Below are 13,896 nucleotides of genomic sequence, written 5' to 3' on the forward strand. Positions count from 1 at the left end.
GGCGCGGCGCGATCCGTAGTTCTCCGGGGCAGAACAAAGTTCCGCGAGCAGGCGGCACTGCCCTCGTCCCAACTGCATCACATTATCAACGAGTTACCGAAGGATTTGGCGCGGCCGGATCACGATTGGCACAATCTGCATACTACCTTGGTACCCCTCCTGACGCGCCCAAAAACTACGTAGCCTTCACGGGAAGACTCGGGTTCCGCCAGTGTTCGTAACATTGGCTAGTCCGGCCCAGCGCACCGATAGCGTGTCGCGAGGCAAGGCGGCGCCGCCGCCGAACGGATCCCCTTCGGGATCCATAACGACGTCCGAACGGGCGCGACGGTTCACTTCATCCTTGGACGGGTGTTAATCATTGCTACAACCTTTGATTTAAATATCGACGACCGCCATCCATTCGCGGAACCGTTCCAGATGATCCACAAGGGCGTCGAATTCAGCGTCACGCAGCTCATGCCCGGCGTCTGGAAATGGCGTTTCCAGATCGGCGATCGGGTCTTTATGGGCAAGACCGAAGCAAAACTCGACCTGTTGGCGATCCGCCGCGTGCAGCTACGGATCGACCGCGAGCTGAACAACCTCGGGCTCGGACGGAGCCGCGGGCACCGCGATCAGGACTGAGGCGCAGTCCGTCCGGCAGGCTTCAGTCCGCGCTTGCCAGCCGCCGCATCGTGAACTCGATGTCGCCGCCGGGCAGCTCGCGCCAGCTTTCGACGGCGCTCATATAGGCGGCCTTCGGGTAGCGTTTGAGAAAGTCGCGCGCCCGCAGGCGGGCTTGATCGCGCGGCAGGCTGAAGGTCTCGCGCAGATAGCCGTCATCCGGCTTGCGCCGTGCGGCCATCCGGCTGGCGAGATCGCGCGGACGCAACACCATTGCCGCAACTCCGGAATAGAGCCCCGTTCCGATTGAATCGGAACCGGGCTCTAGATTCTAGTTTTGACGCGTTTTCTTCACGCGAACCGGTATCCACTTCGCTCGAAAACGCTCCAACTGACGACGCCCCCAATATAGGGGCGGCGTCACAAGAATCCGAGTCTGCGGGAAGCCGGCGAGGCCGGCAGGAACGGGGCTTACTGGCTGCGCTGCGCGGAGCTTCCGGGCTGCGCCGAGCTTCCCGTCTTGGTCTTCGGCTTGGCGGGAGGATGGGCTGCCGCCTTCGGCGGCGCATCGCTGCGCACCGCGCCCCAGGGATCGGAGGATCCCTTGGCGTCCGGAATCTTGCTCAGCGAGTCCTTGTAGGCCCGGTCGTTGACCGCGTCCCGATCCTTCTCGTCCTGGGTCTTGGTCTTGACCTCAGGCATCAGATTGACGTTCGGCATTTGCGCATAGGCCGGCGCCGACAACAGCACCGCAACCGCAACTGCGCTCAAAACTCTCATAAGAACGCTCCTTGCATTTTCGTCAGCGGTATATCACCGCAAGAAAGCCGCCGCCAAGCGCCCGTCCCTGCCCTAGAGGTGGTCTGACTTGCAGGATTTCGGCGACTGCATCCAGTCGTCCCAGATCGGACCGCATCGCGTGCAGCTACCGAGCGCAAGCCCGATCGCGATCGCGCCGCCCAGCAATACCAACCTGCGGAACATGGACGCCCCCACCACTGACGAGGGGCAATTGGGCGCCAAAACTGGGGCATTTTCAAGCCGGGCACGGCGCTTGCAACGCAGCGCAAGCGCGTCGGACAGCAGCGCGGGCCGCGTCGGAGCGCAGCGGTCGCGCGATGGGTTTGACCGGGCAGCCCCCCAAACTACACTGCGCAACAAAGCAGAAAAGGAATCGAAATGACTTTGGCGATGAGCTGGGACGAATGGACGCGTCATGACGGGACGGCGCTCGCCGAGCGGGTCCGGAATGGCGAGCTGACGCCGCGGGAGCTCGCGGCACAGGCTGCCGCCGCCACAGCCAAGGTCGATCCCGCGCTCTCCGGCATGGTCGAGCTGTTCGACGACGTGATCGCCGATCCCGCGCGCGACGGCGCCGATCTCAACGGCCCGTTCGCCGGCCTGCCCTTCCTGATGAAGGATCTCGGCCCCACGCTGAAGGGCCGACTGCAGGAGATGGGCTCGCTGATGATGCGCGGCAACCGCGCCGCAGCCGACACCTTCCTGACCACGAAGCTGCGCAAGGCCGGCCTCAACCTGATCGGCCGCACCACCACGCCGGAGTTCGGGGTCTGCAGCTCGGCCGAGAACCCCGCAGTCTATGTCACGCGCAATCCCTGGAACACCGACTACACCACCTGCGGCTCGTCGGCCGGCAGCGCGGCGATGGTTGCCGCGGGCGCCGTTCCGATCGCGCATGCGACCGACGGCGGCGGCTCGATCCGGATCCCCGCCGGCGTCAACGGCAATATCGGGCTGAAAGTGTCGCGCGGCGTGTTCTCGCTCGCGCCGCATCTGTCCGATCTCACCGGCCTCGTCTCGATCCAGGGCTGCCAGTCGCGCTCGGTGCGCGACACCGCAGCCTTCGTCGATGCCTGCCGTGGCCCGGCGCCTGGCGAGTTCATGCCGTTCTGGACACCGCCGGAGCCTTATACCGCGATGATCGCGCGCGACCCCGGCCGGCTCAGAATCGCGCTGTCGCACACCTGGGGCGACTATCGCGCGACACCGCACATCGCAGCCGAGCTCGAGCGGGTCGGCCGCTTCCTCGAGGGCCTCGGCCATCAGGTCGACTACGCCCTGCCGTCGATCGACTACGCGGAAGCCTTCGCGGCGCAGACCACCTGCTACATCAGCAATTTCGCCGTCGTGATCGGCAATATGCTCGCGGCACGCGGACTGACGCGGCCGCCGGCGGACCTGATCGAGCCGATCAATATCCGCATCTGGGAGCACGGCCGCGACTTTAGCTTCGCCGACCGCGCCCGCATGCAGGCCGTGTTCAACACCACGGCGCGCGGCTTCGGCGCCTTCTTCGCGGATTGGGACATCATCCTGACGCCGATCACCGCGCTACCGACGCCGAAGATCGGCACCACGGAATATCTCACCATCAGCGACAACCCGTCGGTGCTGGACTGGTTCGGCAATCTCTGGCGCAACTTCGCCTTCACGCCGCTCGCCAATCTCTGCGGCATCCCGGCGATCTCGCTGCCGCTCGCGACCAACGAGCGCGGCCTGCCGCTCGGCATCCAGGCGATCGGCAAGCAGGCCGATGACGGCCTGCTGCTGCAGCTCGCCGCCCAGATCGAACGGGCGATCGACGGCAAATGGAATGACGGCAAGACGCCGCGCGTGCATGTCACGAGCAACTAGGGCGCGTATGCGGATTCGTAGGCTCTGCTTCGCTCTCTTGAGGCGATCTTGGGCTAGGAGCGAGATGCGCGGGTCTGGCACCATTGCATCAGCAAGCATGTTTGGTCGCTAGACCGGGAATATGTCCTGTGATTGGTCTCTTTTGTTTTCCCGACTCTCTGGGTTGGTTTCGCGCCAAACGATGTGACGCTCCTCAACGGGGGCCGTCATGATACGAATGTTGCATTTGCCGGGCATCTGGTTAGCGGCGCTTGTCTCGGCATCGTCAATTGCTTTTGTCGGGGTGGCCGCCGCTGGATCGAAAGGCGAAGTGCAGCAATCGGGCCAGACGTTTCGCGACTGCTCTGACTGCCCCGAGATGATCGTGATCCCCGCGGGAAGCCTCCTTATGGGATCGTCCGACGAGGAAACGGCGCGCGACTCTGAGGCCGTTGCGCCAAGCAATGAACGCAAATTTGCACAGAGAGACATGGCGTACGAACATCCCCAGCATTCGGTCAGCATCAGCCGCCCGTTCGCGCTGGGGAAGTACCGCGTCACGCGAGGCGAGTTCGCAGCCTTTGTGCGTGAGACCGGATATCTAACGGAAGGTGGCTGCACGCTCTGGACGGATCACAGTTATCCGGTGAAGCCGGAAGCTGCGTGGCAAACCCCCGGCTTTCCGCAAACGGATCGCGATCCCGCGGTGTGTGTCAGTTGGCAAGACGCGAAGGCCTATATCGCTTGGTTGAACGGCAAGTTGCATGGTCGCATGCGCTCGGGCAGCGATGACCCATATCGACTCCCGAGCGAAGCCGAATGGGATATGCGGCCCGATCCGGTACCCGGACGGCGCGATGGTGGGGTGATTCCATAGGTTCGGGAAATACCGACTGCGACGGATGCGGCAGCCGATGGGATAAACAACAACCGGCTCCGGCCGGCAGCTTTCAGGCCAATGCATTCGGCATGTCGGATGTACTTGGCGGTACGTCGGAATGGAATGGAGATTGCTGGCACGAGACTTATGCCGGAGCACCGCAAGATGGCAGCGCGTGGACGACCGGAAAATGCGATTTGCGCGTGGTGAGAGGAGGCAACTGGACAAACCATCCTTGGGTCCTGCGGTCTGCTCTTCGTACCCGAGCAAAGCCCGATGAGCGCACAAACTACATCGGATTTCGAGTCGCTCGAACGCTGCCGTGAACGGGGACAACAATTCAATCTTGTACAGCTCATTTTGGACTATTAGCCGCGGTCGTGACCCAATCGGGCGACTTCCGGATTATCGTCAAGAGCCGGTACTGGTGAGTACAGGCTCTAGGAGATAAACAGCAAACAAGAACATCAGCGGAGGGAACGGAACGTCATGCAGCAGGCCGGTGAATTCGGGATCGACGACGCGAAACGTGTGCTCGGCGACGTCTTTGCGCCATGGGTGCAGGACCTCAATCTGTCGATCGAGCAGTTCGACATCGCGCCGCCCGCGGGCGGCGATGCCGACTGGCAGCCCGGCGCCATCCTGCGCTTGCCGTTTTCCGAGCGGCTGTGCCGCCAGGGCGGCATCGTCTGCGGCCAGGCGCTGATGGCGTTCGCCGACACTGCGATGGTGCTGGCCAATCTCGCCGCCAACAAGGGCTATCGTCCGATGACGACGGTCGACCAGACCACGCATTTCATGCGCGCGGCGACCGCCTCCGATGTGCTGGCCGACGCGCGCGTGGTCCGGCTCGGCCGCACCATGAGCTTCGGCCGCGTCACGCTATCCTCCGCCGCCGACAACAAGCCGGTGGCGATGGTGTCGAGCGCATTCGCGATGCTGCCGGGATAGAGCATGATCCGGAAAAGTGCGTAGCGGTTTTCCGAAAAGTTCATGCTCAAACAAGAGGCTTACTTCCCGAGCACCGCCTCGGCGGCGTTGACGATGCTGATGGTCGGGTTCTTTCCGCAATAGGTGCCGAACTTCTTGGCGTTCTCGACGAACACGTCGGTGTCGATGATCGCCTCGTCGGAATCGCCCTTGTACCAGCCGTCCATCCAGACCAGCACCATCTTGATGGTGTCGTCGCCGCCTTCGACGAACTGCTTGCAGGTCATGGTCGAGAGATCGAGGACGGTGGCATTGGCCGGCGCCGACGACAGCGCGAGTGCGGCAGCAAGCATGATCGAGGCAGTGATCTTCATCGCAATCTCCATGGGCAATGATCTGAAAATGAACAGGCGCCGGAAGCCCGGCGCGTCCGCTCGCGACCTCGTAAGCGAAGCGCCGCGGCGAACGCAAGCATGACATCGTGCGCGCATGCCCGCACGTCGTTTCGGTGCACGGATTGAGAATTCGCGTTTCTGATTTGTGACGGCGCCGCGCTAAAGCGCGATGAGAACAGGGCGTGTACTCAAAATCCAGTGTATGCGAGCGGAGATAGCGAAGTCCGTGTCGCTCTCAAAGCCGACATCGGCGATGCTTTGGGGAATGTCCGCCCAGGGTCGAACTCGGAAATCGGACCGCGCAGCTGTGAGGTCCGCTTCACTCCCCGACACCGGACTTTCGGTAGCCAGCGCGGCGCTTCCGAGGCCGCGAGCTGACATTTCCGGCGGCAAGCTCCGTTGTTAGATGTGTCGCGGTGCAAAATACGCTAGTTTCTACCGCTCGGAGCTTTCCAAGACCGGGAGTGATGCATGATGCGACAGTGTCTTGTGTTGCTGGTGGCTGCCGGAGCGGCGGCCTGGTCGGCGGCGGCGGAGGCCCAGTCCTATCCGGCGCGCTCCATCACCATGGTGGTACCCTACGCGGCCGGTGGCGTATTCGATACCATCGCACGTATTATCGGAGCGCGGATGAGCGAACTGCTCGGCCAATCGGTAATCGTAGAGAACGTAACTGGCGCAGGGGGCATCATCGGCGTCCAACGCGTGATCAATGGCAAGCCGGACGGCTATACGGTACTGCTCGGGACTGTCGGCACCCACGCCTATAACCAATCGATATACCGGAAACGCCGCTATGATGCGGTGAGCGACTTCACCCCTGTCACTCTCTTTTCTGACCAGCCGATGGTACTCGAAGGCCGCAAGGATCTGCCTGCCAACAACTTCACAGAGTTTATCGCGCTGCTTAAGCAGAACGGCACGAAGATGCAGTACGGCTCGGCAGGCGTCGGATCGACCACGCATCTTGCTTGTGCGCTGCTCAACGCGAGGATCGGCGTCGAGGTAACTCACGTTCCCTATCGTGGCGGCGGCCCAGTCGCCAACGACCTAATCGGCGGCCAGATCGATTACATGTGCGGCAACATGGGGACTTCTGTTGTGCGTGCGGCCGCAAAGCAATCGAAGCCTCTCGCGCTGTTGTCTCGCGAGCGCACGCCGCTGATGCCCGAACTTGCGACGGCGCACGAGCAGGGTATCAATGTCGATGTCGTGACTTGGACGGCTTTCTTCCTGCCAAAAGGCGCGCCGAAGGACATTGTGGTCAAGCTCAACGAGGCAACCCATGCGGCAATGGATACGCCTGCGATCAGGGCACGATTTAACGACATCGGCGTAGTCGGCGTTGCCCCCGAGCGGCGTGGGCCGGAATACCTCGCCAACTACGTGCTTGAGGAGATCACACGCTGGGAAGGTCCAATCAAGGATGCCGGTTTGCAGGTAGACTGATCCTGCTCACTGCGGTCCCCGTCACCCACGCGGGATGTCAGCTTTGGGTCAAAAGCTGACGTCTATCCGCGCCAGCCTCAGGTCTGCTTGGGGGCCAGAACCGGACATTCCTTCAGTCTGCTGCTATTGCAGAACGTCTTCGCTTCAAAAAACTAAGCGCCGCTCTTGGGATGAACGCGGCGAACCTCTAGTTCGTCCCACCGCGTCATGACTTTCGCGTTGAAGCGCGCCCGATCAAACCTGACTTCGCCGTCATCCTCGACCAGAAAAATATCATCTTGGGACGCGACGGCTTCGAGGAAACGTGGCGACCGAATGCTGAGATCGACTTGCCCACGAAATTCAAAATGACTATGCAGCATTTCAAAAGAGTTCATCGCGACACAATAATTGTCGAAGGTCTCGAACCTTGAAAAATCCGTCACCGCGCACTCGTCCAAGCCAATCACTGGGTAGAAATTCGGTCCCCAGAGACCAGAAGTTGGTTGGAGAAGCTTTAGAATGCCGATTTCCTCCAGCGTGCCGGCGAGCCACTCCCAAGTATTCATAAATTCATGGAAGAATGCCTCGCGTGGCGTGCCATGCTCATCAGGAAAGGATCGGAACAGCCCGCCCTTTCGATCGAGTTCCATCTTTCGATAGACCTCGAACAGAAGCTCGTAAACAAGCGCGGCCACTGTCGCGTTTTGCATCCATCAATCTCCTGATACCGGCTCAGGCTCGTCCGTCAGGATTATTTGCCAATCCCTAAGAAATCCGCCGAGAGATGACACGGATTATCCGCTTTGGGTCAAATGCGGCGGTCGAGGATCGTTGATGAGAAGTCCGGACTGCACACAATACCGGACCAGTCAGAGGCGGCGAAGAACCTGAATTCATCGCGCCTTGACGCAGCGAGGCGGCGCTCGCACAATTTCGGAATATTAGAAAATGCCCTTGAGTTGCCCGACCTGTCAAGTTGCTTTTCGAACGCCCGCAGCCGCCGGCTACTTTGCATGGGGTTGTTTTCGATATTTTGGCGGCGCGCACCTGCGGCAGGGAGCACCTAAGCGGATCGCGAGCGACGGCTGTGCCGCCAGCGCCACCACAGCGCAATGAGGGCCATGAGCACCACACCGGCCGCGAGCGCCTTCGCGGCAAACCGTCCGCCGGGACGATCGATCAGGCGCGTGAGAAGTGAAACACCCTCGCCCTGGCGCGGCAGGCGAAATGCCACCACGCTGTCGCCGATCGAGGTGCCGCCTTCGGAATGGCCGCCGGCGCCGATCACGACATACTGCTCGCCCTTCCAGAGATAGGTCATCGGATTGGCGACGCCCGGCACCGGAAGCCGGCCGAGCCACAACTGCCGGCCCGACTTGACATCGAACGCGCGCAGATAGGCGTCCATCGCACCGGTGAACACCAGTCCGCCCGCAGTGATCGCGACGCCACTGAGCAGCGGCGTGCCGGTATTGAGCGCGATGCCGAGCGGTGCGAGATCCTCGCTGGTGCCGACCGACGTATGCCAGAGGATCTTGCCGGCCTTGAGATCGACCGCCACCGTCTCGCCCCATGGCGGCTTGTTGCAGGGCGAGCCGACCGCCGTACTCGCCAGCGCCCGCGACATCGCAAACGGCGCGCCCTGCTGCTGGCCGAAATCGTGGCCGGGCGGCGGATTGAAGCCCTTGGCCTGGTCGCGCGGAATCAGCGTGATGACATGCGCCGCGTGACTGACATTAGCGAACAGGATCTGGTTGACGGGATCAAAGGCCGCACTGCCCCAGTTTACACCGCCGCCGGTCATCGGATAAATGATCGTGCCCTGCGTCGACGGCGGCGTGTAAAGCCCCTCATTGCGGGATTGCGCGAGCAGCTTGTCGCACGCCGCGCTCCCGACGCCCGGCAGCAGGCCACCGACATCATCGGCCGTCATCCGCTGGGTCAGCAGCGGCGGCACATGGGTCGGGAACGGCTGCGTCGGCGACAGTGTCTCGCCCTCGGCGCCGTTCTGCGGCACCGCGCGCTCCTCGACCGGCCACACCGGCTTGCCGGTGTCGCGATCGAGCACGAACACGAAGCCCTGCTTGGTCGCCTGGATCACGACGTCGCGCATGCCGTTGCCAGTGTCGATCCGCGCCAGCGTCGGCTGTGCCGGCAGGTCATAGTCCCAGACGTCGTGATGCACGGTCTGGAATGCCCATGCGAGCTCACCGCTCTCGATCCGCAGCGCGACGACGGAATTGGCGTGCTCGTCATTACCGGGACGCTTGCCGCCCCAGAAATCCGGACTGGGCGATGTCGTCGGCAGGAACACCAGGCCGCGCTCCTCGTCGACCGACATCGGCGCCCAGACATTGCTGTGGCCGGCCTCGACGCCGGCATGCACCAGCGGGTCGAAGGTCCAGCGCGGTTGGCCGGTCCGCGCATCGAAGGCGCGCACCGCGCCAACCGGCGCGTCGACCCGCCGGTTGTCGCCGATCGCGGACCCGACCACGACCACGCCGCGTCCGGTCACCGGCGCCGACGTGATCTGAAACTCGCCGGGCCATTCCAGCTTCATGCCGGCGTCGATCTTGATCTCGCCGTTGTTGCCGAAATCGGCGCAGGGCTTGCCGGTCCTGGCATCGAGCGCGATCAGGCGCGTGTCGTTGGTGCCGGTGAAGATGCGCGACTTGCAGGCCGCACCTTCAGCGGCACGATCATCGGTCCAGTGCGCGACTCCGCGGCAGACAAAGCGATTGGCCGGCCGCTGTGCCATGCTGATCTTCGGATCGAAACGCCATTTCTGCGCACCGGTGCCGGGATCGAGCGCGATCACCTCGTTGAACGGCGTACAGAAGATCAGGCTGTCCTCGACGAACAGCGGCGTTACCTCGAACTTGGTGCGCTTCATCACCTCCGGCGGACGCGCGTCGAGATCGCCGGTGCGGAATTCCCAGCCGCGCACGAGCGTGCCGACATTGTCTGTTGTGATCTCTGTCAGCGGCGAGAAGCGTGTGCCCCCACTGTCGCCGCCCCAATACTCCCAAGCGAGCGCCGGCTGCACGTAAAGCACAAGCGCGGCAAGCAGGCGAAACAGCGACCGCATTGCGTCCTCCCGCGAGATGCGATCATCGGATGCCGCATCTCATGCGGGGAAAGCCTTTACGCGATTGGCGCGTCAGTATCCACCCCTGCGATAACCGCCGCCATAGTTGCCGCGATAGCCGCCGCCGATGCCAATCCCGATTCCGATCGGCGGTCCGACCGGCTCGTAGACCACGGCCGGAGGCGGCCGACGCACCACCACGACATCGTCCTCGACCACGACGCGCGGCGGGCGCTTGCCGGCGCGGCGCGGCGGCGGATCGGGATCGGCACGCTTCTTCACAGGCGCGGCCGCCTTCTGCTCCTGCTGCGGCGGCGCGGTGTTGCAGGGACAGGTCGGCGCCGCCAGCGCGACGTTGGTCGCGGGCACGCTGAGCGCGGCGGCCGGTGTCAGATCGGGACGGTAGCGCAACCGTTCGATCATCTTGCGCGCGGTCGCCGTCAGATCGCTGTCGGGGTACAGCACGAGGAAGCTGCGATAGGCCGCCGCCGTATTGGCGAGAATGGCGTCGTTCCAGGCCACCATGCGGCGATGCCGGTCGAGCCAGTCGCGCGCCTGCGGGCCCCGCGGCGTGCCGGCGAAGATCGCGGCGAAGGCGTCATAGGCTTCATCGGTGCCGTCGACCACCATCATTTCGTTGGCAACCTCGATCGGCTTGCCCTGCAATTCGCGTTTCCACTCATCGACAGTGCGCTTGGTCGCGGCTGGCACCTGCGTGGCCGCGGGCGACGCTGACGTACCTGCCATAAAGCGGAAATCGTCGGTGAGCGACGAGGAATCCCACGGCGTCTGGCGGCCGTCGGTCGCCTTGTTGACCGCGAGACGAACGCGCTTGAAGGTATCCTCGATCGGAATCCCCGGCTCCTTCGCCGAAGCCAGCAACGCGGTCGTATAGGGGCTGTTGGCGCCGCTGCCGTCCTCGGCCTCGGCGCCCGGTGACGTCGAGAATGAGACAAAAGTGCCGGGCGCGCCGATCCTGGCATCGACGATGGCAAGCCCATGCCCGGCGGTCTTGTTGAGCTCCGGGAACGGATTGTTGCGGCAGGCGTCGAGCAGCACGATGCGCATCCGGCTCGGCACCGAGGTCAGCGTGTTCAGGATGTCGTTGAGGCGAACCGCCTGGATCGGGATGTCGGCCTCGCGCTTCGGGTCGACATCGACCGGCACCAGATAGTTCTCGCCATCGATCTGCAGGCCATGCCCGGCATAGAACACCAGCGCGACGGTGTCGGCGCCCTTCGCCGCCACCTGGCCGGCGAAGTCGCTGATCCTTGCGCGCATCTCATCCTGGGACAGATCCGATGCCGTTGTCACCGCAAAGCCGGCATCGGTCAGCATCTGTGACATCGCCCTGGCGTCGTTGGCCGGATTGGGCAGCGCGGGCACCGACTTGTAGGCGGACTGCCCGATCACCAGCGCCAGACGGCTTTCCGCCAGTGCCGGCACGGCACCGAACAGGATCGCAGCCGGAACGATCAGGTTGAGGAGCGAACGGCGAAGCATGGCGGCCTCCGACAATGGCGTCGGAGATGGGTCGGAAGCCGTCAGGTGAAGGTTCATGCCGTGCGGCAATCTGCTGCCGCCGGCGCCGGTTGTTGGGCCTGAATTGTCGTAGGGATCAGATGGGCCCGGCTATTTCGGCTTCTTCGCTGGATCCGCGGCCGGCTTGGTGACGCCCCAGGGATCGTATTTCTCCTTGGGCTCGGGGATACGGTCGAGCGCGGCCTTGTAGGCCTTCTCGTCGATCTGGGGCTTCTTCTCCGTCTTCTTGTCGTCGCCCCCGCCGCCTCGCCGGCCCTGGGCCAGGGTCGGTGTCGCAATCAACGCCAGAATGACGGCAGCAACCGTGAAGCTTTTCATGTCAGTCTCTCTCCCCCGCAGCCGTAGAAACATCCGGCAACACCTCGACCCCGAACATAGCTTGTCGCTCGACATTTGTTGATCGACAAAGCGCCGCGCGATGCGGATTCAGCCCCACCAGGGGGGCGCAACGTGGGCGGCGGCACATTAAATTAGTTCGATGGGACAGGGACAGGTACAAGTGGCGGCGCTGCTGGCCGGCGCCGCCTTGATGTTGAGCGGCTGCGGGCTGGCGGACAGCCACGCGGTATGGCCTGACATGCTGAAGGTCAAAGCCACCGAGCCGGCGCCGCTCGAGACGCCTCCCGATGTCAAGCGGCTGGTGGCTGGCAAGCTGGATTCGGTGTTCACCGCCGGCTCGCAGCCGGCCCATGTGCGGGTCTCCGCCCCGCTGCACGACCCGCGCGGCACCGGCTGGACCGCCTGCGTGCGCGCCGAACTGACTTCGGTGATCGGCAAGCCGCTCGGGACGCAGACCTATCGCGTCTTCATCAATGACGGCGCGATCTTCGATCGCCGGCAGGTGGAGGCTGACGACAATTGCGTGACCGAGACCTACGAGCCGGTCGACAGCGCCGTTCAGCTCGAAGCGCAGCGAAGTCCCAAGCCGTAGCAGCCCGATGCTCACCGCTGTCAGTGCATCGTTGTGAGCTCTCGCGATCTCCGGTGCCACGTTGTCGCAACACCAAGCGCACAACCGCGGTATGCTGAATGCCGCGTTAACCTGATCGCTCAAATTGCCGGATGGCCTCAACGGCATTTTCCATCTCTCTCCGCTAGCGTTGCCCGCGATGAACGCAAAGCCGATCAGCCTCGCAGACCGGGGAAACATGGGACGTGGCCGATATTGCTGACCAGGCAATGATCCGCCGTGCATCGCGCAAGGATGCCACGGACGATCGCGCGTTGCCGCCGCTGTCGGCCGCGCCGGTCGGCGCATGGCGGGCGCTTGCCGAGCGCGCGATCGAGGCCAATGGCTACTACCAGCCCGACTGGGAATTGGCGGTCGATGCCTCCGCGCGCGGCCGCACCGGCGCATCGCTGCTCAGCGCCACCGGCGATGCCGGGCAATTGATCGGGCTGTTGCCGGTCGTACCGTTGCGGCGAATCTACCGGATCCCCCTGCCCGCGCTGGTCGGCGCCGAACCCTACGGCACGCTGTGCACACCGCTGCTCGACCGCGATGCCGCCGAGCAGGCCGCCGGCAAGATGCTGCAGCAGGCGCGCAATGCGGGCGCACATGCGCTGATCCTGCGCACCATGTCGCTCGAGGGCCCGGCCATGGCGGCGATCCGCGCGGTGCTCGCGCGCGACGGTTTGGGGCCGCGCGTGCTGAGCTCCTATCAGCGTGCACAGCTCGATGCGACGCGCGACGCCGATGAATTGCTGCGCGACGCGCACGGGCCCAAGAAGCTGAAGGAGTTGCGCCGCCAGCGCCATCGCCTGTCCGACCACGGCGCGGTGCGCTTCGACGTCGCCCGCACGCCGCGCGACGTTGCGGCGGCGCTCGAGACTTTCCTGGCGCTCGAAGCCGGCGGCTGGAAGGGCCAGCGCGGCACCGCGCTCAGCCAGCATGCCGGCGACGCAACCTTCATCCGCCGCGCGACCTCGGCGCTGGCCGAGACCGGCCGCTGCGAGATCGTCATGCTGCATGCGGGCGGCACGGCGGTTGCAGGCGGCATCGTGGTGCGGCACCAGGACCGCGCCTTCTTCTTCAAGATCGGCATCGACGAGCGTTTTGCGAAGCATTCGCCAGGCGCACAATTGACGCTGGAGCTGACGCGCCATCTCTGCGCCGATCCCGCGATCAATTCGGCCGATTCCACCGCGGCGCCCGGCCACCCCATGATCGACCCGATCTGGCGCGGCCGCTTCGCGATCGGCGACGTGCTGCTGCCGCTGCGGCGGCGCGATCCGCTGGTCACCGCCGTTCATGCGGCATTGACCCTGAACAATCTCGCCTACGAGACCGCGCGCGGCGCGGTCCGTTTCATCCGCAGCCGGCGCGGCAAGCCCGGATAACACGGCCCCCCTTTGCGCGAGCCCGCACGGATCGATAGGCTGCGCATGAC

General features: G+C 64.0%; 14 protein-coding genes and 1 pseudogene. 8 read left to right on the forward strand and 7 right to left on the reverse strand.

Annotated features, from left to right (window positions below; all coding sequences use genetic code 11):
* Positions 1 to 420: 420 nt before the first annotated feature.
* Positions 421 to 627 carry a hypothetical protein gene (locus tag ACVIGA_RS05960; protein WP_456665652.1) on the forward strand — a complete coding sequence of 69 codons (207 nt, stop codon included), beginning with the start codon at positions 421 to 423 and terminating at the stop codon, positions 625 to 627.
* 22 nt (positions 628 to 649) lie between these two features.
* Here ACVIGA_RS05960 and ACVIGA_RS05965 read toward each other — a convergent pair whose 3' ends face one another.
* On the reverse strand, positions 650 to 880 hold the full coding sequence (locus tag ACVIGA_RS05965; protein ID WP_223970324.1) for a hypothetical protein: 231 nt from the start codon (positions 878 to 880) through the stop codon (positions 650 to 652).
* 197 nt (positions 881 to 1,077) lie between these two features.
* Positions 1,078 to 1,386: a hypothetical protein gene (locus tag ACVIGA_RS05970; RefSeq protein ID WP_223970322.1), complete on the reverse strand. Its 309-nt coding sequence runs from the start codon at positions 1,384 to 1,386 to the stop codon at positions 1,078 to 1,080.
* An 88-nt stretch (positions 1,387 to 1,474) separates the two neighbouring features.
* On the opposite strand from ACVIGA_RS05970, the gene ACVIGA_RS05975 reads away from it, so the two are divergent.
* From ACVIGA_RS05975 to ACVIGA_RS05990, 4 genes and pseudogenes are all read left to right on the forward strand, one after another.
* A complete protein-coding gene (locus ACVIGA_RS05975; protein WP_456665653.1) occupies positions 1,475 to 1,789 on the forward strand; it encodes a hypothetical protein in 315 nt (104 codons plus the stop codon).
* Positions 1,786 to 3,261 carry an amidase gene (locus tag ACVIGA_RS05980; RefSeq protein WP_456665654.1) on the forward strand — a complete coding sequence of 492 codons (1,476 nt, stop codon included), beginning with the start codon at positions 1,786 to 1,788 and terminating at the stop codon, positions 3,259 to 3,261. The genes ACVIGA_RS05975 and ACVIGA_RS05980 overlap by 4 nt, the downstream gene beginning before the upstream one ends.
* Positions 3,262 to 3,649: 388 nt before the next feature.
* Positions 3,650 to 4,446 (forward strand): annotated as a pseudogene (locus ACVIGA_RS05985) (formylglycine-generating enzyme family protein).
* A gap of 163 nt (positions 4,447 to 4,609) precedes the next feature.
* Positions 4,610 to 5,071: a PaaI family thioesterase gene (locus tag ACVIGA_RS05990; protein ID WP_456665655.1), complete on the forward strand. Its 462-nt coding sequence runs from the start codon at positions 4,610 to 4,612 to the stop codon at positions 5,069 to 5,071.
* Positions 5,072 to 5,130: 59 nt separating this feature from the next.
* Here ACVIGA_RS05990 and ACVIGA_RS05995 read toward each other — a convergent pair whose 3' ends face one another.
* Positions 5,131 to 5,424, reverse strand: coding sequence for an HdeA/HdeB family chaperone (locus ACVIGA_RS05995; RefSeq protein ID WP_223970317.1), 294 nt, complete (start codon positions 5,422 to 5,424; stop codon positions 5,131 to 5,133).
* Between the two features lie 492 nt (positions 5,425 to 5,916).
* Between ACVIGA_RS05995 and ACVIGA_RS06000 the strand changes: the two genes are divergently transcribed.
* Entirely contained in the window at positions 5,917 to 6,894 is a 978-nt protein-coding gene (locus ACVIGA_RS06000; RefSeq protein ID WP_456665656.1) for a Bug family tripartite tricarboxylate transporter substrate binding protein, read from the forward strand.
* 152 nt (positions 6,895 to 7,046) lie between these two features.
* Here ACVIGA_RS06000 and ACVIGA_RS06005 read toward each other — a convergent pair whose 3' ends face one another.
* The 4 genes from ACVIGA_RS06005 to ACVIGA_RS06020 all read right to left on the reverse strand — a co-directional run bounded on the left by ACVIGA_RS06005 (position 7,047) and on the right by ACVIGA_RS06020 (position 11,824).
* Complete coding sequence (locus ACVIGA_RS06005; protein ID WP_456665657.1) at positions 7,047 to 7,586, reverse strand: hypothetical protein; 540 nt, start codon at positions 7,584 to 7,586, stop codon at positions 7,047 to 7,049.
* 353 nt (positions 7,587 to 7,939) lie between these two features.
* On the reverse strand, positions 7,940 to 9,964 hold the full coding sequence (locus ACVIGA_RS06010; RefSeq protein ID WP_456665658.1) for a pyrroloquinoline quinone-dependent dehydrogenase: 2,025 nt from the start codon (positions 9,962 to 9,964) through the stop codon (positions 7,940 to 7,942).
* Between the two features lie 72 nt (positions 9,965 to 10,036).
* Positions 10,037 to 11,467 (reverse strand): caspase family protein, encoded by a 1,431-nt coding sequence (locus ACVIGA_RS06015; RefSeq protein ID WP_456665659.1) that lies wholly within the window; start codon positions 11,465 to 11,467, stop codon positions 10,037 to 10,039.
* 129 nt (positions 11,468 to 11,596) lie between these two features.
* Positions 11,597 to 11,824 carry a hypothetical protein gene (locus tag ACVIGA_RS06020; protein WP_176530277.1) on the reverse strand — a complete coding sequence of 76 codons (228 nt, stop codon included), beginning with the start codon at positions 11,822 to 11,824 and terminating at the stop codon, positions 11,597 to 11,599.
* Positions 11,825 to 12,005: 181 nt separating this feature from the next.
* Here ACVIGA_RS06020 and ACVIGA_RS06025 point away from each other — a divergent pair, with 181 nt between their 5' ends.
* Together ACVIGA_RS06025 and ACVIGA_RS06030 are read left to right on the forward strand one after the other, a co-directional pair.
* Positions 12,006 to 12,437 (forward strand): hypothetical protein, encoded by a 432-nt coding sequence (locus ACVIGA_RS06025; protein ID WP_375775572.1) that lies wholly within the window; start codon positions 12,006 to 12,008, stop codon positions 12,435 to 12,437.
* 224 nt (positions 12,438 to 12,661) lie between these two features.
* Positions 12,662 to 13,846 carry a GNAT family N-acetyltransferase gene (locus ACVIGA_RS06030; protein WP_456665660.1) on the forward strand — a complete coding sequence of 395 codons (1,185 nt, stop codon included), beginning with the start codon at positions 12,662 to 12,664 and terminating at the stop codon, positions 13,844 to 13,846.
* The last annotated feature ends 50 nt before the right edge of the window (positions 13,847 to 13,896 follow it).

The organism is Bradyrhizobium sp. USDA 3240 (assembly GCF_054063295.1).